This is a genomic window from Kitasatospora sp. NPDC002040 (assembly GCF_040296785.1).
In the GTDB taxonomy this organism is placed as follows: Bacteria; Actinomycetota; Actinomycetes; order Streptomycetales; family Streptomycetaceae; genus Kitasatospora.
On record NZ_JBEOXV010000006.1, the window covers coordinates 112,384 to 134,443 of the forward strand.

Annotated in this window: 16 protein-coding genes; 1 reads left to right on the forward strand and 15 read right to left on the reverse strand. The window is 73.3% G+C overall.

Going from position 1 to position 22,060, the window contains the following annotated elements:
- Positions 1-182: 182 nt before the first annotated feature.
- From ABT118_RS17540 to ABT118_RS17590, 11 genes are all read right to left on the reverse strand, one after another.
- The gene (locus ABT118_RS17540) at positions 183-2,714 is read right to left on the reverse strand and encodes an ATP-binding protein (protein WP_350669421.1); all 2,532 of its coding nucleotides are present in this window, start codon (positions 2,712-2,714) and stop codon (positions 183-185) included.
- A 133-nt stretch (positions 2,715-2,847) separates the two neighbouring features.
- A complete protein-coding gene (gene kdpC, locus ABT118_RS17545; protein WP_350669422.1) occupies positions 2,848-3,477 on the reverse strand; it encodes a potassium-transporting ATPase subunit KdpC in 630 nt (209 codons plus the stop codon).
- Positions 3,478-3,491: 14 nt separating this feature from the next.
- Complete coding sequence (gene kdpB, locus ABT118_RS17550; protein ID WP_350669423.1) at positions 3,492-5,585, reverse strand: potassium-transporting ATPase subunit KdpB; 2,094 nt, start codon at positions 5,583-5,585, stop codon at positions 3,492-3,494.
- Positions 5,585-7,246, reverse strand: a complete 1,662-nt coding sequence (gene kdpA, locus ABT118_RS17555) for a potassium-transporting ATPase subunit KdpA (RefSeq protein WP_350669424.1) — start codon at positions 7,244-7,246, stop codon at positions 5,585-5,587. Before kdpA ends, kdpB begins: the two co-directional genes overlap by 1 nt.
- A gap of 1 nt (position 7,247) precedes the next feature.
- Positions 7,248-7,337, reverse strand: coding sequence for a K(+)-transporting ATPase subunit F (kdpF, locus tag ABT118_RS17560; RefSeq protein ID WP_097237446.1), 90 nt, complete (start codon positions 7,335-7,337; stop codon positions 7,248-7,250).
- A gap of 324 nt (positions 7,338-7,661) precedes the next feature.
- Positions 7,662-9,629 carry an APC family permease gene (locus tag ABT118_RS17565; protein WP_350669670.1) on the reverse strand — a complete coding sequence of 656 codons (1,968 nt, stop codon included), beginning with the start codon at positions 9,627-9,629 and terminating at the stop codon, positions 7,662-7,664.
- Between the two features lie 221 nt (positions 9,630-9,850).
- Entirely contained in the window at positions 9,851-11,740 is a 1,890-nt protein-coding gene (locus tag ABT118_RS17570) for an APC family permease (protein WP_350669425.1), read from the reverse strand.
- A 184-nt stretch (positions 11,741-11,924) separates the two neighbouring features.
- Positions 11,925-12,674 carry an SDR family NAD(P)-dependent oxidoreductase gene (locus ABT118_RS17575; RefSeq protein WP_350669426.1) on the reverse strand — a complete coding sequence of 250 codons (750 nt, stop codon included), beginning with the start codon at positions 12,672-12,674 and terminating at the stop codon, positions 11,925-11,927.
- A 14-nt stretch (positions 12,675-12,688) separates the two neighbouring features.
- Positions 12,689-12,835 (reverse strand): hypothetical protein, encoded by a 147-nt coding sequence (locus ABT118_RS17580; RefSeq protein ID WP_350669427.1) that lies wholly within the window; start codon positions 12,833-12,835, stop codon positions 12,689-12,691.
- The gene (locus ABT118_RS17585; protein WP_350669428.1) at positions 12,832-13,869 is read right to left on the reverse strand and encodes a sporulation-delaying protein SdpB family protein; all 1,038 of its coding nucleotides are present in this window, start codon (positions 13,867-13,869) and stop codon (positions 12,832-12,834) included. The genes ABT118_RS17580 and ABT118_RS17585 overlap by 4 nt, the downstream gene beginning before the upstream one ends.
- Positions 13,866-14,441, reverse strand: coding sequence for a hypothetical protein (locus ABT118_RS17590; protein ID WP_350669429.1), 576 nt, complete (start codon positions 14,439-14,441; stop codon positions 13,866-13,868). The genes ABT118_RS17585 and ABT118_RS17590 overlap by 4 nt, the downstream gene beginning before the upstream one ends.
- A gap of 150 nt (positions 14,442-14,591) precedes the next feature.
- Between ABT118_RS17590 and ABT118_RS17595 the strand changes: the two genes are divergently transcribed.
- Entirely contained in the window at positions 14,592-17,657 is a 3,066-nt protein-coding gene (locus tag ABT118_RS17595) for an AfsR/SARP family transcriptional regulator (RefSeq protein ID WP_350669674.1), read from the forward strand.
- A gap of 137 nt (positions 17,658-17,794) precedes the next feature.
- On the opposite strand, the gene ABT118_RS17600 is transcribed toward ABT118_RS17595, so the two are convergent.
- Genes ABT118_RS17600 through ABT118_RS17615 form a run of 4 tightly spaced genes read right to left on the reverse strand, consistent with a single transcriptional unit; the run spans position 17,795 to position 22,055 of the window.
- A complete protein-coding gene (locus ABT118_RS17600; protein WP_350669430.1) occupies positions 17,795-19,147 on the reverse strand; it encodes an amidase family protein in 1,353 nt (450 codons plus the stop codon).
- Positions 19,140-19,292 carry a hypothetical protein gene (locus ABT118_RS17605; protein ID WP_350669431.1) on the reverse strand — a complete coding sequence of 51 codons (153 nt, stop codon included), beginning with the start codon at positions 19,290-19,292 and terminating at the stop codon, positions 19,140-19,142. The genes ABT118_RS17600 and ABT118_RS17605 overlap by 8 nt, the downstream gene beginning before the upstream one ends.
- Complete coding sequence (locus ABT118_RS17610; protein ID WP_350669432.1) at positions 19,285-20,892, reverse strand: aromatic amino acid lyase; 1,608 nt, start codon at positions 20,890-20,892, stop codon at positions 19,285-19,287. Before ABT118_RS17610 ends, ABT118_RS17605 begins: the two co-directional genes overlap by 8 nt.
- On the reverse strand, positions 20,889-22,055 hold the full coding sequence (locus ABT118_RS17615) for a 3-deoxy-7-phosphoheptulonate synthase (protein ID WP_350669433.1): 1,167 nt from the start codon (positions 22,053-22,055) through the stop codon (positions 20,889-20,891). Before ABT118_RS17615 ends, ABT118_RS17610 begins: the two co-directional genes overlap by 4 nt.
- Positions 22,056-22,060: the final 5 nt, after the last annotated feature.

Genomic DNA, 22,060 nt, shown 5'->3' on the forward strand with positions numbered 1-22,060 from the left:
TGGCAACGGAGCCGCCTGGGCCGTGGCCGGGGCCGCAACAGCCGCGCCCGCTCCCAGCAGGACCGACACCGCTGCCAGACAGACAGCACCACGCATACCGTTCACTCGCTTGCGCATGTACCTGTTGTCGGAACAGTGAGGCCCAACCCCGAACCAAGTCCTGCGGAGAGCCGAACGGCATCTCATTCCTGCCCGTCCTGGGACGGTCCGGCGGCGGGGAGGGTGAGGAGCATGGTGGTGCCGCCGCCCGGGGTGTCCTCGACTTCGAGGGTGCCGTCCATGGCTTCGGCGAGGCCGCGGGAGAGGGCGAGGCCGAGGCCCACGCCCGTGGTGTTGTCGGTGTCGCCGAGGCGTTGGAACGGGAGGAAGACGCGGTCGCGGTCCTCGGTGGGGATGCCGGGGCCGCGGTCGACGATGCGGATCTCGACGCGTGCGGCGTGGGTGCTGGCGGTGACCAGGACGGGAGCGCCCGGGGCGTTGTGGCGGAGGGCGTTGGTGATGACGTTGGCCAGCACCCGTTCCAGCAGGGGCGGGTCGGCCAGGACCGGCGGGACGGTGGCGAGGTCGAGGGGCTGGACGGGGGCGTGGGGGTCGGCGAGGGAGTCGAGGGCCCGGGGCAGGACTTCGTCGAGGTGGGTGGGTTGGAGGTGCAGCACCAGCGCGCCGGCCTGGAGGCGGCTCAGGTCGAGCAGGTTGTCGACCAGGCGGTTGAGCTTGAGCAGGGATTCGTCGGCGGTGGCGAGGAGTTCGGCCCGGTCCTGGTCGGAGAACTCGACGTCGGGGCTGCGGAGCGAGCCGACCGAGGCGAGGGCGGCCGCGAGCGGGGTACGGAGGTCGTGGCTGACGGCGGCGAGCAGGGCGGTGCGCATCCGGTCGGCGGCCTTGATCGGTTCGACCTCGGCGGCGGCGGTGGCGAGGCGGTCGCGTTCGAGGGCGGCGGCGACGTGCGCGGCGAAGGCGATCAGGACGCGCTGGTCGGCGGCGGGCAGCCGACGGCCGGTGAGGACGAGCAACGCGTCGGCGCCGACCGGAAGTTCGGTGACCTCGCGGTCGGCGACCGGGTCCGCACCCGAGTCGCTGCGGGCGATGACGGTGCCGCCGGTGCGTTCCAGCAGGGCAGCGGAGTCCATCGAGAAGGCCGTCCGGGACTTCTCCAGCAGGGCGGGCAGGGCGTCGGCGCCGCGCAGGACGCTGCCCGCCAGGGTGGAGAGGGTCTCGGCCTCGGCGGTGGCCCGGGCGGCCCGGGCGGTGAGGCGGGTGGCGTGGTCGACCACGGTGGAGACGGTCAGGGCGACGGCGGCGAAGACCGCGAGGGCGATCACGTTGTTGGGCTCGGTGATGGTGAAGGTGTGGACGGGTGGGATGAAGTAGTAGTTCAGCAGCAGTGAGGCGGCCACCGAGGCGAGCAGGGCGGACGCCGAGCCGCCCAGCAACGCGACCACGACGACGCCGAGTTGGAAGATCAGTGCGTCGGTGGTGAGGTTCAGCCCGGCGTGCGAGAGGCCCAGGGTGAGCAGCACCGGGAGCACGAGTCCGGCCGCGTACCCCGCCACGGTGCGGCGGGTGGAGTGGCGGCGGCCGAGCGAGGGCAGCCGGCCCCGGCCGCTGAACTCATGGGTGACCATGTGGACGTCGATGTCCTCGGAGGCGTCCACGGTGGTCTCGCCGATGCCGGGGCCGGTGAGGAAGCGGTTGGTCCGGCCGCGCCGGCTGGTGCCGAGGACGAGCTGGGTGGCGTCGTGGGCGCGGGCGAAGGAGAGCAGCGCGGTGGGGATGTCGTCGCCGACCACCACGTGGTAGCTGCCGCCCAGGCTCTCCACCAACTGCCGCTGCTCGGCCAGGTTTCCGGGTGAGGCACCGGCCAGGCCGTCGCTGCGGGTGATGTGCACGGCCACCAGCTCACCGCCGGCCGTACGGTCGGCGATGCGGGCGGCGCGGCGGATCAGGGTCTGCCCCTCGGGGCCGCCGGTGAGCGCGACCACGACGCGTTCGCGGGTCTCCCAGACCCGGTCGATCCGGTGGGTGGCGCGGTACTCGCGCAGGCCCTCGTCGACCCGGCCCGCGACCCAGAGCAGGGCGAGTTCCCGCAGGGCGGTCAGGTTGCCGACCCGGAAGTAGTGGGAGAGCGCGGCGTCCACCTTCTCGGCCTGATAGATGTTGCCGTGGGCCATCCGGCGGCGCAGCGCCTGCGGGGCCATGTCGACCAGCTCGAGCTGGTCGGCCCGGCGGACCACCTGGTCGGGGACGGTCTCCCGCTGCGGGATGCCGGTGATCTTCTGCACCACGTCGTTGAGGGATTCGAGGTGCTGGATGTTGACGGTGGTGATGACGTCGATCCCGGCCGCCAGGATCTCCTCGATGTCCTGCCAGCGCTTGGCGTGCCGCCCGCCCGGGATGTTGGTGTGCGCCAGCTCGTCCACCAGGACCAGGGACGGACGGCGGGCCAGCACCGCGTCGAGGTCCATCTCCTCGAACTCGGTTCCCCGGTAGGTGCGGTGGAGCCGGGGCACCGTCTCCAGGCCGTCCAGCATGCCCTCGGTGTGGCGGCGGCCGTGGCACTCGATCCAGCCGACCGCCACGTCCGCCCCGCGCTCCTGCCGCCGCCGGGCCTCGTCGAGCATCCGGTAGGTCTTGCCGACCCCGGGGGCCGAACCGAGGTACACCCTCAGCCGGCCCCGGCGGGTCCGGGAGCCGGGGGCGAGGTCGCGGGCCACGGGCGCTGCTCTTTTCGTGCGAGGGCGGAAGGTGGAATTCGGCCGACCGGCCCGGGCAGGGGAGGCGCTCCCCCGTACCCGGGCCGGTCGTTCTAAGGTGCAGGCGGTGCGGGCAGCACAGCCGGAGGAGCCGTCACTTCTGCTCCGCCACGGCCTGGTTGAGCAGGACGATGTTGACGCCCGCCTGCCCGAGGAAGCCGAGCGAGCGGCCCTCGGTGGCCTGGGCGACCAGCTTCTCCAAGGTGTCCGCAGCGAGGCCGCGGGCCTTGGCGACCCGGGCCACCTGCTGCTCGGCGTACGCGACCGAGATGTGCGGGTCGAGGCTGGAGCCGGAGCTGGTCAGCGCATCCACCGGGACGGCGGCCGGGTCGACCCCGTCGAAGGCGGCGACCGCCGCGCGGCGCTCCTCCACCGCCTTCAGCAGGTCCTCGCTGTTGGGGCCGAGGTTGGAGGCGCCCGAGCTCTTCGGGTCGTAGGGGTAGGCGGCCGGGCGGGGCTGGAACCACTTCGGGTCCGGCTGGGCGGCCTCGTCGGCGTCGTCGGGGTTCTTCTTGGGGAGGTTGAAGTTCTGGCCCAGCAGGCTGGAACCGACCTCCGTCCCGCCGGAGCTGACGATCGATCCGTTGGCCTTCTCGCTGAAGGCGACCTGGCTGATGCCGGTGACCAGCAGGGGGTAGGCGAGACCGAGGACGACGGTCATCACCAGCAGCATCCGCAGCGCGGTGAGGTGGGTCCGGACGGCGTGGGGCAGTGGCTTCGACATGTCCTGCGCTCCTTTCAGCTCAGGCCGGGGATGAACTGGACGATGAGGTCGATCAGTTTGATGCCGACGAACGGCACCACCAGACCGCCCAGCCCGTACACCCCGATGTTGCGGCGCAGCAGCGAACTGGCGTCGGACGGGCGGTACTTGACGCCGCGCAGGGCGAGCGGGATCAGGCCGACGATGACCAAGGCATTGAAGACGATCGCGGAGGTGATCGCGGACTGCGGGCTGTGCAGTTGCATGATGTTCAGCCGGTCCAGGCCCGGGTAGACCGCCGCGAACATGGCCGGGATGATCGCGAAGTACTTGGCCACGTCGTTGGCGATCGAGAAGGTGGTCAACGCCCCACGGGTGATCAGGAGTTGCTTGCCGATCTCGACGATCTCGATCAGCTTGGTGGGGTTGGAGTCCAGGTCGACCATGTTGCCGGCCTCCTTGGCCGCCATGGTGCCGGTGTTCATCGCGACGCCGACGTCGGCCTGGGCGAGGGCGGGGGCGTCGTTGGTGCCGTCGCCGGTCATCGCGACCAGCTTGCCGCCCGCCTGCTCCTTCTTGATCAGGGCCATCTTGTCCTCGGGGGTGGCCTCGGCGAGGAAGTCGTCCACGCCGGCCTCGGCCGCGATCGCCTTGGCGGTCAGCGGGTTGTCGCCCGTGATCATGACGGTCCGGATGCCCATCCGGCGCAGTTCGTCGAACCGCTCCTTCATCCCCTCCTTGACCACGTCCTTGAGGTGGATGACTCCCAGGGCCTCGGGGGCCTCGGCGCCGATCCGGGAGGCGACCACGAGGGGGGTGCCGCCGGCGGCGGCGATGCCGTCCACCAGGTCGGCGATGTCCCGGCCCACCGTCCCGCCGTTCTCGGTCACCCAGGCGGTGACGGACCCGGCGGCTCCCTTGCGGATGGCGTGGACGCCTTCGGCCTCGTCCAGGTCGACGCCCGACATCCGGGTCTGCGCGGTGAACGGAACCCAGGTGGCGTGCGTCAACTCGCCCTGGGCGCGGGCCCGCAGGCCGTGCGCGGTCTTGGCGAGCACCACGATCGAGCGGCCCTCGGGGGTCTCGTCCGCGAGCGAGGAGAGCTGGGCGGCGTCGGCCAGCTCCTCGACCGTGACTCCCTCGGCGGGCTGGAACTCGGCCGCCTGGCGGTTGCCGAGGGTGATGGTGCCGGTCTTGTCGAGCAGCAGCGTGTTGACGTCACCGGCGGCCTCAACTGCCCTGCCGGACATGGCCAGCACGTTGCGCTGCACCAGGCGGTCCATGCCCGCGATGCCGATCGCGGAGAGCAGCGCGCCGATGGTGGTCGGGATCAGCGCCACCACCAGTGCGACCAGGACGATCATCGACTGCGGGGCGCCCGCGAAGGTGGCCATCGGCTGCAAGGTGACCACCGCGATCAGGAAGACCACGGTGAGCGAGGCGAGCAGGATGTTGAGCGCGATCTCGTTCGGCGTCTTCTGCCGGGCGGCGCCCTCGACCAGGGCGATCATCCGGTCGATGAAGGACTTGCCGGGTTCGGAGGCGATCCTCACCACGATCCGGTCCGAGAGCACCTTGGTGCCGCCGGTGACGGCCGAGCGGTCGCCGCCCGACTCGCGGATGACCGGGGCGGACTCGCCGGTGATGGCGGACTCGTCCACCGAGGCGACGCCCTCGACCACGTCGCCGTCCCCGGGGATGGTCTGGCCGGGCTCGACCACCACGTGGTCACCGAGCCGGAGTCCGGTACCCGGTACCTGCTCCTCGGCCCGCGAGGCGGGCCAGTCCAGCAGGCGGCGGGCCATGGTCTCGGTCCTGCTCCGGCGCAGCGTGTCGGCCTGGGCCTTGCCCCGGCCCTCGGCGACGGCCTCGGCCAGGTTGGCGAAGACGGTGGTGAGCCAGAGCCAGAGCGTGATCGCCCAGGCGAAGACGGACGGGTCGGCGATCGCGGCGACGGTGGTGACCACCGAGCCGACCTCGACCACGAACATGACCGGGTTCTTGATCATGACGCGCGGGTCGAGCTTCTTCACCGCGTCCGGCAGCGAGGCGACGACCAGCCTGGGGTCGAGCAGCCCGGTCGCGGCTCGGTGCGGAGCCTGCTGGGGGGTGGGGGTGACGGTGGACATCAGTGCAGACCTTCCGCGATCGGCCCGAGCGCCAGGGCCGGGAAGTAGGTGAGGCCGACCACGATCAGGACGACGCCCGACAGCAGGCCCACGAACAGCGGCTTGTGGGTGGGCAGGGTGCCCGGAGTGGCAGGGACCGGCTGCTGCCGGGCCAGCGAACCCGCCAGCGCCAGCACGAACACCATCGGCAGGAAGCGTCCGAACACCATGGCCAGGCCGAGCGCGGTGTCGTACCAGTCGGTGTTGACGGTGATCCCGGCGAAGGCGGAGCCGTTGTTGTTGGCGGCCGAGGTGAACGCGTACAGCACCTCGGAGAAGCCGTGCGCCCCGGAGTTGAGCATCCCGGCCCGCTCGCCGGGCAGCGCCATCGCGATGCCGGTGCCGACCAGCACCAGGGTCGGCGTGGTGAGGATGTAGAGCGAGGCGAACTTCATCTCCCGCCCGCCGAGCTTCTTGCCCAGGTACTCCGGCGTGCGGCCGACCATCAGCCCGGCCACGAAGACCGCGACGACCGCGAGGATCAGCATCCCGTACAGGCCGGAACCGGTACCGCCGGGCGCGATCTCACCGAGCATCATGTTGAAGACCGTCAGCCCGCCGCCGAACGGCGTGTACGAGTCGTGGAAGGAGTTCACCGCGCCGGTGGAGGTCAGCGTGGTCGAGGCCGCGAACAGCGAGGAGGCGGCGATGCCGAAGCGCTGCTCCTTGCCCTCCATCGCACCGCCGGCCGCCTGCAGCGCGGAGCCGGAGTGCTGGAACTCCGCGAGGGTCAGCAGGGCGACCGAGGCGGCCCAGAACAGGCCCATCACCGCGACGATCGCGTAGCCCTGGCGGGTGTCGCCGACCATCCGGCCGAAGGTTCGCGGCAGTGCGAACGGGATCACCAGCAGCAGGAAGATCTCCAGCAGGTTGGTGAAGCCGGTCGGGTTCTCGAACGGGTGCGCGGAGTTGGCGTTGAAGAAGCCGCCGCCGTTGGTGCCCAGCTCCTTGATGACCTCCTGCGAGGCCACCGGACCGCCCGGGACCGACTGCGGGTCGCCGGCCAGGGTGGTCAGCTCGTGGAAGCCGTGGAAGTTCTGCACCACGCCGTTCGCGACCAGCACCAGCGCGAAGAGTATCGACAGCGGCAGCAGCAGGCGCAGCACGATCCGGGTCAGGTCGACCCAGAAGTTGCCGACCCGGTCGGTGCGGTTGCGGGTGAAGCCCCGGATCAGCGCGGCCATCACGGCGATGCCGACGGCGGCGGAGACGAAGTTCTGCACCGCGAGGCCGGCCATCTGGACCAGGTGGCCCATCGCCGACTCACCTGAGTAGGACTGCCAGTTGGTGTTGGTGGTGAACGAGATCGCGGTGTTCCAGGCCTGGTGGCCCGGCATCTGCGGCACGCCCAGGCTCAGCAGCAGGTGGCCCTGGAGCCGGATCAGGCCGTAGAGGAAGAGGACCGAGACGGCGGAGAAGGCCAGCACCGAGCGGAGGTAGACCGGCCAGCGCTGGTCGGCGTCGCCGTCCACGCCGACGACCTTGTAGACGACGCGCTCGGCTCTCAGGTGCCGGGCGGAGGTGAGGAGCTTGGCGATCCAGTCGCCAAGGGGGCGGTGGCACAGGGCCAGCGCGCCGACCAGCGCGAGGACCTGGAGCCAGCCCGCGAGAGTGGAACCCATGTCAGAACTTCTCCGGGTAGATCAGCGCCACGACGAGGTAGCCGACGAGGGCGACGGCGACGATGAGACCTGCGATGTTCTCGGCGCTCACAGCTTCTCCACCCCCCGGGCGATCAGGGCGATGACGGCGAACACGGCGACCGTGACGCCGACGAAGATGAGATCGGACATGTGCTCCACCAAAAGTGGTCGGATACCAGGCCGTTCGTGGTCCTGACGGACCCTCACGGCGCCGACGGCAGGTCGACGAATGAAGCAAATCAGCTGGTCACAACGGTGACGCGGTTCCTGACGCGCTCCATACGGGGCCACCCGCAACCTTGACGCGGCCTTGACGCCGACCCCGGGAACGCACCGGCCCCGGCAACGCGGAAGGCGGCCCCCCACCGCCCGGGGCCGCCTTCGACGTGCCTGCTCAGCCCACCTTGGACCGGGTCGGCTCGCCCCGGCGGACCGAGCCGGGGGCCCGGCGGGCCGGGCGGTCGGCCCGGGGCGCCGAGGAGAGCTGCCAGGGGACGCTGATCACCATCACGCCGGGCGTGAACAGCAACCGGCTCTTCAGCCAGAGGGCGGACTGGTTGTGCAGCAGGTGCTCCCACCAGTGGCCGACCACGTACTCCGGGATGAAGACCGCGACCGCGTCGCGCGGGCTGCCGCGCCGCACCGATCGGACGTACCCCACCACCGGCTTGGTGATCTCCCGGTACGGCGAGTCGAGCACCTTGAGCGGCACCTGGAGGTCGAACTCGGCCCACTGGGCGACCAGTTCGGCGGTCGAGTCCGGCTCCACCGCGACGCTGACGGCCTCGAGGGTGTCGGGGCCGAAGGCCTGGGCGTAGCCGAGCGCCCGCAGGGTCGGCCGATGCACCTTGGAGACCAGCACGATGCCGTGCACCTTGGCCGGCCGGGCCGACTCGGCCGCCGGGTCCTCGACCGCCAACTCCTGGGCCACCGCGTCGTAGTGGCGCCGGATGGCCCGCATCATCAGCCAGAGCAGCACGGCCGCGACCACCGCGAGCCAGGCGCCCTGGGTGAACTTGGTGGCCAACACGACCACCAGCACCAGCCCGGTGACCACCGCGCCGAAGCCGTTGATCACCCGGGAGCGCTGGGCCGCGCCGCGCACCGACGGGGCCTGCTCGGTCCGCAGGATGCGGTTCCAGTGCTTGACCATGCCGATCTGCGAGAGCGTGAAGGAGGTGAAGACACCGAGGATGTAGAGGTGGATCAGGTCGGTGACGTCCGCGTCGTAGAGCCAGAGCAGGCCGCCCGCCACCACCGCGAGCGCGATGATGCCGTTGGAGAAGGCGAGCCGGTCGCCCCGGGTGTGCATCTGCCGGGGCAGGTAGCGGTGCTGGGCCAGGATCGAGGCCAGCAGCGGAAAGCCGTTGAAGGCGGTGTTCGCGGCCAGGATCAGCACCAGCGCGGTGGCCGCCTGGATCAGGTAGAACAGCACCGAGTCATCGCCGCCGAACACCGCGGCCGCCAGCTGGGCGATCACGGTCTGCTGGGTGAAGCCGCCGCACTCCCCCGCCAAGCCGGTCAACTGGCAGGCGTCGTCGACGTAGTGGACCTTGGCGATCAGGGCCAGCGCGGTCACGCCGACGAACATCACCACGGCGGTCAGGCCCATCACGCCCATGGTGGTGGCGGCGTTCCTGGACTTCGGCTGCTGGAAGGCCGGCACGCCGTTGGAGATCGCCTCCACCCCGGTCAGCGCGGTGCAGCCGGAGGCGAACGCCCGCAGGCCCAGCACCAGCAGGCCGAGCCCGGCCAGCGCGTCCTTGCCGTGCTCGGCGGTGATCCCGTACGCCGCGCTCTCCGCCACCGGTGCGTCGCCGAAGGCCACCCGGACCAGCCCGGTGACGATCATCAGCAGCATCGCGCCGATGAAGAGGTAGGTCGGCGCCGCGAAGGCGTTGCCGGACTCCCGGACGCCGCGCAGGTTCATCGCGGCGAGCAGCGCCACGAAGCCGACCGCGAGCGCGACCCGGTGGTCCGCCAGGGCGGGCAGGGCCGAGATGATGTTGTCCACGCCCGAGGCGACCGAGACGGCCACCGTCATCACGTAGTCGACCAGCAGCGAGGCCGCCACCACCAGACCCGAGCTCGGCCCGAGGTTCCTGGAGACCACCTCGTACGAGCCGCCGCCGCTCGGGTAGGCGTGCACCACCTGACGGTACGACAGCACCACGACCACCATCAGCGCGACGACGCCCGCCGCGACCCAGGGGGTGAGGTAGAGGAAGGCGGTGCCGCCGACGGTGAGCACCAGCAGGATCTCCTGGGTGGCGTAGGCCACCGAGGAGAGCGGGTCGGACGCGAAGATCGGCAGGGCCAGGCGCTTGGGCAGCAGGGTCTCGCCCAGCTCCTCGCTGCGCATGGCCCGGCCGATCACGAGGCGCTTCAGCGCCTGGGGCAGATTGAACACAGGGGTGAGCGTAAGTCGCCCGGGCGCCCGGTCAAGGCAGGCCGAAATCCCCGTCGGACCCGGCATCAGTGCAGGTCGGACGGGGTTTCGGGGGCTGTTCCGGCCGCTTCGGCCCGGGCGTTAAGGGATCGTCAAGGTCCGTACGCGGATTCGGTTCATCCGGTACATTCCGGTCATTTTTCCGCCTCCATCCGCAGTCGGAGCCGGCAGACCACGGCGTCGGTGCGGCGGCGCAGCGCCCGGTCGATCACGGCGCCGCGCTGGTTCTGCAGCGCCCGCTGCCAGACCCGGGCCGGCTCGACCTCGGGGATCAGCACGGTGACCCGGCGATCGGCCCCGAGCCCGTTCACGTACCCGGCCAGCGGTGCGCCGAGGCGGCGATGCGCGTCGGGGAGCTCCACCAGCGGGACGCCCGGGCCCCACAGCTCCCAGTCCCGGCGCAGGGCCTCGGCGGCCGCCCGGTCCTCCCGGTCGGGGTCGGCGGGCACGACCGTGACGGCCAGCACCTCGTCGCCGAGCGAGACGGCGGCGCAGAGCGCGTCCCGGGTGAGCCGGGTGATCGCGGTGACCGGGACCACCACCAGGGACGGCTGCCGGGTCACCGGCCCCGGTGCCCGGCCGAGTTCGAGCCGGGTACCGATCCGGGCGTAGCTGCGGTGCACCGCCTCGAACAGCAGCACCAGCAGCGGCAGCGCCAGGCAGATGCCCCAGGCGCCCTCGGTGAACTTGGTGCCGGTGACCACGACCGCCGCCACGCCGGTGAGCAGCGCGCCGAAGCCGTTCAGCAGCGCCCGGGCGGGCTCGCCCGCCGCGCGCCAGTGCCTCACCATGCCGACCTGACAGATCGTGAAGCCGACGAAGACGCCGATCGCGAACAGCGGTACCAGGCTGTTCACGTCACCGCCCGAGCCGACCAGCAGCCCGGCCGAGACCGCGGCCAGGAACAGCACCCCGTGCCGGTGCACCTGGTGGTCGGCCCGCAGCGCGAAGACGTGCGGCAGGTGGTTGTCCCGGGCCAGCAGGCGCAGCAGCACCGGGAGCCCGCCGAAGGAGGTGTTGGCGGCCAGGCCGAGCAGCACCACGGTGGCGAACTGCACCAGGTAGAAGCCGAAGCCGTGGCCGAGCGAGGCATCCGCCAACTGCGCCAGCACGGTGACCCCTTCGACCGGCTGGAGCTGGAACCGGCCGATCAGCACCGCCAGCCCGATCAGCATCACCCCCAGCAGCGCCCCCAGCGCCACCTCGGTGTGCTGCGCCCGCTTCGCCGACGGAGCCCGGAACGAGGGCACCGCGTTGGCCACCGCCTCGACGCCGGTGAGCGCCGAGCAGCCCGCCGCGAAGGCCTTCAGCAGCAGCAGCGCGCCGACCGCGGTGACGTTGTCCGTCAGCACCGAGGCGTGGCCCGCGGCCGCCTCGACCGAGGCGGGGGCGTCCCGGAACAGCCCGACCACGATGATCACCAGGATCGAGCCGACGAAGACGGCCGTCGGCGCCATGAACCACCGCGCGGACTCGGCGATCCCGCGCAGGTTGACGGCGGTCACCAGCGCCAGCACGCCGAGGCAGAGCCAGACCCGGTCCCCGTAGAGGGACGGGAAGGCGGAGGTCAGCGCGGCCACCCCGGCCGTCACCGAGACGGCGACGTTCAGGACGTAGTCGACCACCAGCGAGGCGGCGGCGGTGAGCGCCGTCCGGCGGCCCAGGTGCGCCTTGGCCACCGCGTACGAGCCGCCGCCGTCCGGGAAGGCCGCGATCACCTGGCGGTAGGACGCCACCAACACGGCCAGCAGCACCGCGATCGCGATCGTCACCGGCAGCGTGAAGCCGAGCCCGTACGAGCCCGCGGCGGCCAGCACCAGCACGATCGACTCGGGGCCGTACGCCACCGAGGCCATCGCGTCCAGCGAGAGCGCCGCCAGGCCGCCGAGTGCGGTCAGCCGGTCCCGGGGGTGCCCGGCGTCCGTGGCGACTCGGCTGTCAGCGGCTCCGGCACCGGTGGCTCCGGTATCAGGGGGCTCCGGTTCGGCCGTGGCGGTCGGCTGCGCCTGGGTGGCACCGGACATGGACGTACCTCCGTGGATCGGGGCTGTGCCCCTCGGCTCTGTGCCCCGATCCTGGCCGCCCGGCCCGCTGCCGCCCGCCGGTCATACGCGATCCTGACGCGCACCGGCGCGGTCCTGACGCATCGTTGACACCCGTCGGCTCGCCCCGTGCGGTGGGCACGGGGCGGGCCGGGTGGTGGTCCGGTCAGCCCCGGCCGAGCAGGGCGCCGCCGTTGATCTGGAGGATCTGGCCGGTGACGAAGCCCGCCTCCGGCGAGGCCAGGTACCCGGCCATGGCCGCGATCTCGGCGGCTCGGCCGGCCTTGCCGACCAGGGTCTGGGACACCCGGGCGGCGTGGCCCGCCGGCGTCATCCGGTCGCCGAAGAACTCGGTCTCCTCGATGTAGCCCGGCGCGATGATGTTGGCCGTGATGCCCTCCGGCCCCAGCGCGGTGGCCTGTTCGGCGTTCCACGGGTGCAACGCCGCCTTCGCGCCGCCGTAGGTGCCCGGGCCGCGCAGCGCGGCGATCGAGGACAGCGTGACGATCCGGGCGCCCGGCCGGGTCAGCTGCGGGAGCAGCGCCTCGGTCAGCAGCACGGTCGGCAGCACGTTGCCCTCGAAGTTGGCCCGCCACTGGGCGGCGTAGCCCTCCAGGGTGTCCGGCTGGTCCAGCCCGTAGAAGCCGCCCGCGTTGTTCACCAGCACGTCCACCGTGTCACCGGTTCCGGCGACGTGGGCGGCGACCCGCTCGACCTCCTGGACATCGCTCAGGTCGGCCGCGAGGTGGGTGACCCGCTTGGCGTCCAGTTCGGCGTTGACGGCGTCGGCGGCCGCGGCCAGGGTCGCGGCCCTGCGCCCGAGGATCAGCACGTCGTCACCGGCGGCGGCGAAGTGCCCGGCGATCGCCAGGCCGATTCCGCTGCCGCCGCCGGACACCACCACGAGACGAGACATCCGAACTCCCCTTTCTAGCAAGGTCCGAGCGACGGGCAGCCGCCGGTTGCGGCCTCGGCGACCGGGCCGGGCTTGGCCGGTGCGCTCTGGGCCGGCTGCGCGACGACGGCAACGACAGCCACCAGTGCGGCGACGAACAGTGCGATTCTGGTCGGCTTCACAGTGAATCCTCCCCCTTCGTTCCATGGGCTTCACGCCACGGTCGGTCCGCCCCTGCACGAGCCGCACTCGACCGTCCCTCAGTCTGGGCCCTGGTTACATCGGTTGTGCATCGGCGCTGGGAACGCCGCCTTGATTCACCCGATCCGGTGCCCGCGCAGGCGAGCAGCACCAGCGCGATCATGGTGAACCCGAAGCCGAACAGCCCCATCAGCAGCACGATCCCGCCGTGCAGCAGGACGGCTCCGGGCAGCGCCGCGCGGCGCAGCCGGGGCGGTGCCACCATGCAGGCGGCCAGGGCCAGTTCGAGCCCGATCACCGACCAGCTCAGCGCCCGCACCGACCAGCCGTGATCCAGCACCGGGTCGACGAAGGGGCGCAGCCCCGGCGTGGCGCCCCAGTAGTGGCTGTGCAGCCAGTAGTACATCGCCGTCCCCTGCCGCCAGACCGGGTCGGCCAGCTTGGACAGGGCGGCGTTCAGGTAGACGATCAGGACCTGGAGCCGGAGTAGGAGTTGGGCCGCGTGGCCGGCCCCGCGCCAGAGCGGCGGCAGGGCGTCGGGGCGGCGGCGCCAGTGCCAGCGCCGGGTGTCGCCGAGCAGGACCGGGACCAGCAGCAGGGTGGCGATCCGGGCCGCCGCGTCCCCGGCGTCGGCCAGGCCGGTCGCGGCGCCGAGGGAGAAGGTCAGGTACCAGTGCAGCAGGCAGGTCCAGCGGGGCAGGAAGCCGGAGAGCACCACGGCCAGGCCGACCGCCGCCAGCAGCCGGTGCACCGTCAGGGTGCCGTCCGCGGGGCCCAGGCACCACAGTCCGAGGGCCCGGACGCCGTCGCAGCGGGGGCCGACCGGGCCGTACCCGCCGGCGGCGAACAGCGCCGCGTCGGGTGTGCCGAGCAGGGTGGCCAGTTGGACCAGGGCGAGCAGCGAGCGGCCGACCGCGATCGCCGGTCCGGGCGCGTACCCGGCGGCCCCGGCGGCGGCCCGGTCGTACAGCCGGCGGGTCCAGTCCGTGCGCGGGCCGGGCGACCGGCCGCTCACGAGCAGCTCACCCGGAGCAGGACGGCCGCCTCGATCCACCACTGCCCCGCCTGCCCGCTCCCCCAGCGCGCCAGCCTCTCCCGGGTCAGCGCCACCTCCCCGCAGAGGGTGGGCCGGGCCGCCGGGTTGTCCAGCGGCCGGGGTGCGGGGGCGCCGGGGGCACCGGTGTCGGGCCAGTGGCAGTCGTCGAGCTCCGCCGCCTCGCAGCGGAGCCAGGAATCGGGCCGGAGCAAGGCCGTCAGGGCCTCGATCTCTTTGATCTGGGTACGATCTGACTTGTTCATGCCCCATCCGCTGCCCGGCCTGCCGTGCGGGGTCAGCATCGCCTCGGTCCAGCCCCCGGGACCGGCCAGGTAGGCCACCGTCTCCGGCGCGTACTGCCCGTCGTCGAACAGATTCCACCCCTGCGGCCAGATCATTCCGGCCAATTCCCGGGCCCGCGAACCCGGCGCCGATCCGCCCTGGCCGGGCGGGAGTTGGGCCACCAGGGCGAACAGCAGCACCGCCCCCAACAGCAGTACCGTACGCCGGAATCCGCGCTCGGCCCCGGCCGTTTCCTGATCATCCGTCAACTGTCCGCCGCGCCTTCCCCCGACGTCGACCTGACGACGTCCTGGCCACTTCCTGCCACCGGGTCCGAGGATTTGCCGGAGCGGTGTTATTGAGTGCTGATATACATGGCCTCACTTGCCCACCGCTACTCGAAAGACTGTGCGCTCGTGATGAACGAGGAGTGGGGCATCGAGGTCCTCGGTCCGCTGCGCGTCCATCTCGGCGGGCGCCAGCTGGACCTGAACGGCCCTCGACAGGAGAAGGTGCTGGCCGTCCTGGTGCTGGACGCGGACCGGGTGGTCCCGTTCGACACCCTGGTCGACACGCTGTGGGACGACGCCCCGCCGGACACCGCCCGGCGGCAGGTGCACAACGCGATCGCCGCCCTGCGCCGCTGCCTCGGACCGCTGCGCGAGCTGATCCGCACCGACGGCCGGGGCTACCGGGCCGAGTTGAGCAGTGTCCCGCACGGACGTGAACGGGTCGACGCGCACCGCTTCCGCGCCCTGGTCCGCTCGGCCGAGACCGCCCGCGCAGCCGGCCGCCGGGCCGAGGCCGTCGCCGCCCTGACCGAGGGGCTGGCGCTCTGGGAGGGCCCGGCGCTGGCCGGGCTGGACGGCCGGGCGGTGCGGATCGCCGCCGACAAGCTGGACGAGAAGCGACTCACCGCGATGGAGCGGCTGTTCGACCTCCGCCTGGACTCCGACGAGGCCGGCGCCCTGGTGGCCGGCCTCTCCGAACTGGTCGCCACCCACCCGCTCCGGGACCCGTTCCGCCGTCAGCTGATGCTCGCGCTGCACCGCTCCGGCCGACAGGCCGACGCGCTGGAGGTCTACGCCCAGGGCCGGGACCTGCTGGCCGCCGACCTCGGCCTGGACACCCGGGCCGAACTCCGGCTGCTGCACGAGCAGATCCTGCGCTGCGACCCCGCCCTGGACCGGCCCGCCGCGGTCGAGCAGACCGCCCCCGCCGGACCGGGCCGGGCCGCCGACGGCGTCTTCCGGGCCCACCAGCGCCGCTTCCTGCCGTACGACGTCACCGACTTCACCGGTCGCAGCGACGAGCTGGACCGGCTGGTCACGCTGGCCGGACGGGACGAGAGCGCCACCCTGGTGGTCACCGCCGTGGACGGCATGGCCGGGATCGGCAAGACCACGCTGGCCGTCCGGGCCGCGCACGCACTGGCCGACCGCTACCCGGACGGCCAGCTCTTCATCGACCTGCACGGCCACACCCCCGGCCAGGAGCCGATCACCCCGGCCGCCGCGCTCGACCGCCTGCTGCGCTACGTCGGCGTCACCCCCGAGGGCATCCCCGACGGCCTGGACCAGCGCGCCGCCGCCTGGCGCGCCGCACTCGCCAACCAGCGGGTCCTGGTGGTGCTGGACAACGCGCTCGACGTCGGGCACGTCCGCCCGCTGCTGCCCGGCACCGGCCACGCACTGGTGCTGATCACCAGCCGGCGAAGACTCGCGGCGCTGGACAGCGCCGTCAACCTGTCCCTGGAGGTGCTCGCACCCGAGGACGCCGTCGACCTCTTCGTCCGCATCGTCGGCGCCGAGCGGACGGCCGGTCAGGACGCGGCGGTCCGCGACGTGGTCGCGCTCTGCGGCTGCCTGCCGCTGGCCATCCGGATCGCCGCCTCCCGGCTGCGCCACCGCTCCGCCTGGAGCGTGTCCCACCTGGCCCACCGGCTGCGCGACCGGCAGCGCCGGCTGGCCGAGCTGGTGGCGGGCGACCGCAGCGTGGCCGCCGCCTTCGAGGTCTCGTACGTCCAACTCGACGAGCCGCAGCAGCGGTTGTTCCGGCTGCTCGGGCTGCACCCCGGCCACGACTTCGACGCCGTCAGCGCGGCCGTGCTGACCGGCTCCACCGTGGCCGAGGCAGAGGTGCTGCTGGAGGAGCTCTTCGACACCCACCTGCTCAGCCAGCACACAGTCGGCCGCTACTACTTCCACGACCTGATCCGGCAGTACGCGCTCACCAAGGCCGAGCACGAGGAGCAGCAGGCCGGCCGCGAGGAGGCGCTGCGCCGGCTCCGGCAGCACTACCTCAACCTGGCCCGCAGCGTCGCCGACCTCTCCGACCCCGGGCTGCCCGCCGCCCCGGCCCGGGAGGTGCCGAGCGCGATCCCCGGCCTGCGGACGGTGGCCGACGCGGCCGACATGCTGGCGGCCGAGCGGGCCAACATCGTCGCGCTGCTGGCCGGCGTCCCGTCCGGCAGCGACCTGGAGCAGACCTGGCGGCTGGCCGTCGCGGTCGGCCCGCTGCTGGTCCGCAACGGCTACGCCGAGGACGCCCTGACCGGCTATCAGCACGCCCTGGACGCCGCCCGGGCCACCGACGACCTGCACGGCCAGGCCGAGGTGCAGACCAACCTGGGCCTGGCGCACCGGGCGCTCGGCCACTACGAACAGGCCGGACGGGCGCTGCGCACCGCGCTGGAGCTGTGCCGGACCACCGGCGACCGGTACGGCGAGGCCAGGACGCTGTGGACGCTCGGGCACGTCGGCCTGCTGCGCGGCGACTACCCCGAGGTGCTGGCGCAGTACCGGGAGGCGCTGGCCATCTTCGAGCAGCTGGGCGCGGCCCGCGACCAGGCGGCGGTGCTCGGCAACATCGGGGTGGTGTACGGCTACCTGGCCGACTACCGGCAGGCGTTGGCGTACCACCGGCAGGCGCTGGAGCTGAGCCGGGGCCTGGACAACCCGTTCCGCGAGGCGGTGGACCTGCTCAACGTCGGCTGGGTGCACTCCCGGCTCGGCCATGCCGAGGAGGCCTGGTCCTGCCTGGAGCAGGCCCTGGCCCGGACCCGGGAGCTGGGCGCGCGCGAGGTGGAGGCCCGCACCCGCTGGGCGTTCGGCGACTTCCTGCACCACACCGGCGACCAGGCCGCCGCACTCGGCTGGGCCCGGGAGGCCTTGGTGCTGGCCCGGGAGATCGGCAGCCGGGACCTGGAGAGCCAGACGCTCAACCTGATCGGCTCGATCCACCGCAGCCAGGGCTCGCCCGAGGTGGCCCGGGACTGCCACGAGCGGGCCCTGCGGCTGGCCACCGAACTGGAGCTGCGGTTCGACCAGGGCGTCGCCTTCGAGGGCCTGGCCCGGCTGGCCGGGGACGCGGGCGACCGGCCGGCCGCGCTGGAGCACATCGACCGGGGGCTGGCGCTGTTCTCCCGGATGCACCCGGGCCGGGCCGCCGAACTACGGCTGCTGCAGCAGCAGTTGGGCCCGTAGGCCCGGCGGTCGCGGCGACCGGCCCGGCGGGTCCGGCCGACTGCCACCACCGGACCAGCCGCCACTGTGCCGGGCCGGTCAGCTTCCCCTCCGCACCGGGCTTTGCCGCCGGCCCGGTCGAGCCCGTGGGGCGGCAGTCACTGCGGGCGGCCGACCACCCCGACCGCCCGGCCGGCCTCCCGGGCCAGGCCGATCAGCATCCCCTCCGCGCCGGGCCGGCCGACCAGCTGCATCGCCAGCGGCGCCACGCCGTCCGCCGAGCGCCCGACCGGGAAGGTCAGCGCGGGCAGGCCGGCGAAGCTGGCCACCGGGGTGTAGCCGATCTCCCGGTCGTAGTCCCGGTGGCCCGGGGTGACCAGCGAGGAGGCGGCCCGGGTCGCTCCGCGCGGGCGCGGGACGTCCGGGTCCAGCGGCAGCAGCCAGACGTCGACTCCCGCATCGGCGAACAGCTCGCCGACCCCGGCCCTGGTCCGGGCCATCAGGGCGGCGATCTCCCGGTGGCGGCCGCCGTCGACCGCCGCGCCGGAGTCCACCGCCCTGCGGGTGGACTCCGACAGCTCCTCGGCGATCCGCCCGTCCCAGACCAGGCTGCCCTCCCACGCCTCCCGGGCGCACAACTCCCAGGCGGCGCCGCGCAGTCCCCACGGCGCACCGAGACGGGCGGTGGCCACCCGGTGCCCGGCAGCAGCGAAGATCTCCCCCGCCGCCTTCAGCGCGTCCAGGATCTCCGGCTCCGCGCCGCCCTCGGCCACCTCGGCCACCACGCCGATCCGCAGGCCCCGGTGCCGCTCGGCGCGCGGGATCGGCAGGCCGGACAGCTCGGCCAGCAGCGCCAGGTCCTCCGCCGTCCTGGCCACCCAGCCGGGGGCGTCCATCGACGGGCTGAGCGGGAGCATCCCCCGGACGGCAGCCGGGTCGTGGGTCATCCGCAGGCCCACCACCCCGCAGCGCCCGGACGGCCAGCGCACCGAGCCGAGCACGTCGGTGCCGAGCGCCAGGTCGCAGATCCCGGCGGCGACGGCGACCCCGCAGCCGGTGCTGGAGCCGGCCGGGTCGATCAGCGGGAACCAGGGGTTCTCGCAGCCGGACCCGATGCCGATGTTCAGCTCGGTGGTGACCAGCTTGGCCACCGTGGCCAGCCCGTGGCCGCCGGCCAGCACCGCCGCGCTCCGGGCCGGGTGGTGCCGGTAGCGGCGCAGCCCGAGCCGGGTGGCGAAGCCGGCCACGTCCACGGTGTCCTTCACCCCGAGCCGCAGCGGGGCCGCCCCGGGCCCGCCGGGCCGGAGCTCGGCGCAGGCCCGGTAGCGGCCGTCCGCCTCCCGGCCCCAGGCGTCGGCGGCCTCGTTCCACTCGGCCAGTGCGAGCCCGCCCGACGCCAGCTGGTCCAGCCGCTCCCGCAGCGTCAGGGCCAGCAGCTCCGGCAGCTCGGCCGGGCCGGCAGGACCGGCGGCCCCGAAGTACGCCGTCGCGGCGTCCACCACCTCAGACATGGCTCTCCTCCTCGATCCGGTCCGGTACCGCCCCGTCCTCCAACACCCTTGCCAGGAGGGCAATATGGTGGCAACCCAGCCAGTACACGGCCGCAGTACCCGAAGCACGCAGGTCGGCCGCCCGGCAGTACAGCACCTCAGACATGGCTCTCCTCCTCGATCCGGTCCGGTACCGCCGCTTCGAGCGCCCCGTCCTGCAACGCCCGGGCCAGCGAAGCGACTTCGACGTCCAGTCGGCGGTCGGCCGCCAGGAAGGCGACATGGCGGCGGACCAGCCGGTACACGGCCGCGGTGCCCGGGGCGAGCCGCTCGGCGCCGCGCAGGTCGGCCGCCTGGCAGAGCGCCGCGAGCTGGATCGCCGCCGCCTCGAAGACCAGGCCGTTGACCGTCCTGGTGTGCCGGGCGCCGATGGTGGCCATGCTGACCTTGTCCTGGTTGTGCGCCTCGGTGGAGCGGGAGAAGGCGGTGGCGGGCATGCCCAGCGAGAGCGCCTCCGCGACCAGGGCCGAGCAGGCGATCTGGGCGCCCTTGAAGCCGTGGTGCAGGCCCGCCTCCCGGTCGCCGTCCGCGGTCGGCGCGGTCAGGCCCGCGGTCAGCCCGTTGCTGAACTTCTCGTCCACCACGCAGGCGAGCTGACGGTCCAGCAGGTCGCCGACGCTGGCCACCGCGACCCGCAGCGCGTCCATCGCCAGCCCGACGTGGCCGCCGTAGAAGTTGCCGCCGTTGTGGATCAGGCCGGTGTCGGCGTCCAGCAGCGGGTTGTCGTTGGTGGAGTTGATCTCGGTGTCCAGCCAGGGGTCCACCCAGTCCAGCGCGTCGTGCAGCACGCCGATCACCTGCGGGGCGCAGCGGACCGAGTAGCGGTCCTGGATCGGGTGGTCCAGCCGGCGGTAACCGGCCTCCCCCGCCTCGCCGTTGGCGTGCACCACCTGGGCGTGGTCGCGGGCCAGGCCGGAGCCCTCCAGCAGCTGCCGGATCCGGGCGGCGGACCTGACCTGGCCCGGGTGCGGCTTCTGCCGGTGGATCACCGGGTGGTAGTGGTCCCGGTTGCCGAGCAGCACCTCGACCGCCAGCGCGGTGCAGGCCTCGGCCGCTTCGGCCAGCCGGCGGGCCTCGGCGGCCGCCAGCACCGCGAAGCCGGACATGAAGGAGGTGCCGTTGATCAGCGCCAGTGCCTCCTTGGGCTGGAGCACCAGCGGCCGCAGCCCGGCCTCCGCCAGTGCCTCGGCGGCCGGCCGCTCCTCGCCCCGGTACCTGGCGGTGCCCTCGCCGATCAGCAGCGCGGCCAGGTAGCAGAGCGGCACCAGGTCGCCGCTGGCGCCGACCGAGCCGCGTTCGGGCACGATCGGCAGCAGGTCGTGCCGGAGGCAGTCCAGCAGCAGCGCGACCACCTCGCGGCGGGCCCCGGACCAGCCCCGGGCCAGGCAGTTGGCCCGGATCAGCATGGTGGCCCGCACCACCGCGTCGGGGGCCACCGGGCCGCTGCCGACCAGGTGGTACCGGACCAGGTTGTGCTGGAGCTCGGCGGCCTTGGCGGCGGAGATCTGGCCGATGTTGCGGTCACCGAAGCCGGTGGTGACCCCGTACAGCGGCTGCCCGGAGGCGACCAGCCGGTCGCGCAGGCCGACCGCGCGGTCGATCCGGTCCGCCGTCACCGGGTCAAGGCCGACCGGTTCGGTGAGCGGTCCGGCCGACAGCCGGGCGACCGTCGCGGGGTTCAGCTCCCCGGTGCCGAGGTGGATCACGCCGCCTCCTCGGTGAAGGTGGCGACCGCGAGCCTGGCCTGACCGGGGTTCAGCCGGGGGTCGCAGGCGGTCCAGTAGCGGGGCTGGTCGACGGCGTCGTGGGTGGCGCGGTGGTCGGAGACGCACTCGGTCACGTCGTCCGGGGTGAGCTCCAGGTGGATGCCGCCGGGGTGTTCGCCGAGGCTGCGGAGCACCCGGGCGAAGGCGCGGACCTCGGCCAGCACCTTGGTCATCCGTCTGATCTTCCGTCCGCCCGCGCCGCGTTCGGTGTTTCCGTGCATCGGGTCGCAGATCCAGGCGGGCCGCACCCCGGCCTCGGCGGCGGCCCGGACCAGGCCGGGCAGCACCGCCTCGACCCGGTCGGCACCGAACCGCAGCACGAACGAGAGCCGGCCCGGGGTGCGCTCCGGGTCGAGCACGGCGGCCAGGGCGGCCAGGTCCTCGGCGGTGGTGCCGGGGCCGAGCTTGACCGCCACCGGGTTGGCGGTGCCGGCCAGCGCCGCCACGTGCCGGCCGTCCGGCTGCCGGGTGCGCTCACCGATCCAGAGCAGGTGGCCGGAGCTGTTGTGCCGCAGCTCGCCCAGGCCGCGGGTGAGCGGGAGTTCGTAGTCCAGCAGCAGCGCCTCGTGGCTGCTGAACACCCGTCGGCCGTCGGCCGCGTGCTCGGTCAGCCGGCGCTGGATCTCGGCCGAGAGCCGGTACGCGGTGAGCAGCCGCTCCGGGTCGGGCACCCGCGCCTCCGCCGTCGGCAGTGGGCTGTTGACGGCGTCGCCCCGGTAGACCGGCAGGCTCTCGCCGAGCGGGCCCGGCTCGAACGGCTGTGACCTGGGCTTGGCGAACTGCCCGGCGATCCGGCCGACCGCCACCGTCGGCCGCCCGGTGCCGGCCGCCACCAGGTCGGCCAGCTCGCCGAGTTGGGCGGCCTTGCGGAGCACGGTGTGGTCGGACACCTCGGCGAACAGCTCGGCGCAGTCGCCGCCCTGCACCAGCTGGGCCCGGCCGGCCGCCACCTCGGCCAGCCGGCGGCGCAGCTCCAGGCAGTCCTCCAGGCCCACCAGCGGCGGCAGTTCGCGCAGCCGGGCGGTGACCTCCGCCACGGCCCGCGACGCGGGCCACCCCGCCTCCGGCGCGGGCGCCGCCTCGGCGGTGAACAGTGCTGACATAGTCG

What these genes read in the sequence shown, in the direction of transcription:
- kdpC (WP_350669422.1), bottom strand. Translation starts at nt 3,477, where the DNA reads ATGTCGAAGCCACTGCCCCACGCCGTCCGGACCCACCTCACCGCGCTG.
- kdpB (WP_350669423.1), bottom strand. Translation starts at nt 5,585, where the DNA reads ATGTCCACCGTCACCCCCACCCCCCAGCAGGCTCCGCACCGAGCCGCG.
- kdpA (WP_350669424.1), bottom strand. Translation starts at nt 7,246, where the DNA reads ATGGGTTCCACTCTCGCGGGCTGGCTCCAGGTCCTCGCGCTGGTCGGC.
- ABT118_RS17565 (WP_350669670.1), bottom strand. Translation starts at nt 9,629, where the DNA reads ATGCGCAGCGAGGAGCTGGGCGAGACCCTGCTGCCCAAGCGCCTGGCC.
- ABT118_RS17570 (WP_350669425.1), bottom strand. Translation starts at nt 11,740, where the DNA reads ATGTCCGGTGCCACCCAGGCGCAGCCGACCGCCACGGCCGAACCGGAG.
- ABT118_RS17575 (WP_350669426.1), bottom strand. Translation starts at nt 12,674, where the DNA reads ATGTCTCGTCTCGTGGTGGTGTCCGGCGGCGGCAGCGGAATCGGCCTG.
- ABT118_RS17595 (WP_350669674.1), top strand. Translation starts at nt 14,592, where the DNA reads ATGAACGAGGAGTGGGGCATCGAGGTCCTCGGTCCGCTGCGCGTCCAT.
- ABT118_RS17600 (WP_350669430.1), bottom strand. Translation starts at nt 19,147, where the DNA reads ATGTCTGAGGTGGTGGACGCCGCGACGGCGTACTTCGGGGCCGCCGGT.
- ABT118_RS17605 (WP_350669431.1), bottom strand. Translation starts at nt 19,292, where the DNA reads ATGTCTGAGGTGCTGTACTGCCGGGCGGCCGACCTGCGTGCTTCGGGT.
- ABT118_RS17615 (WP_350669433.1), bottom strand. Translation starts at nt 22,055, where the DNA reads ATGTCAGCACTGTTCACCGCCGAGGCGGCGCCCGCGCCGGAGGCGGGG.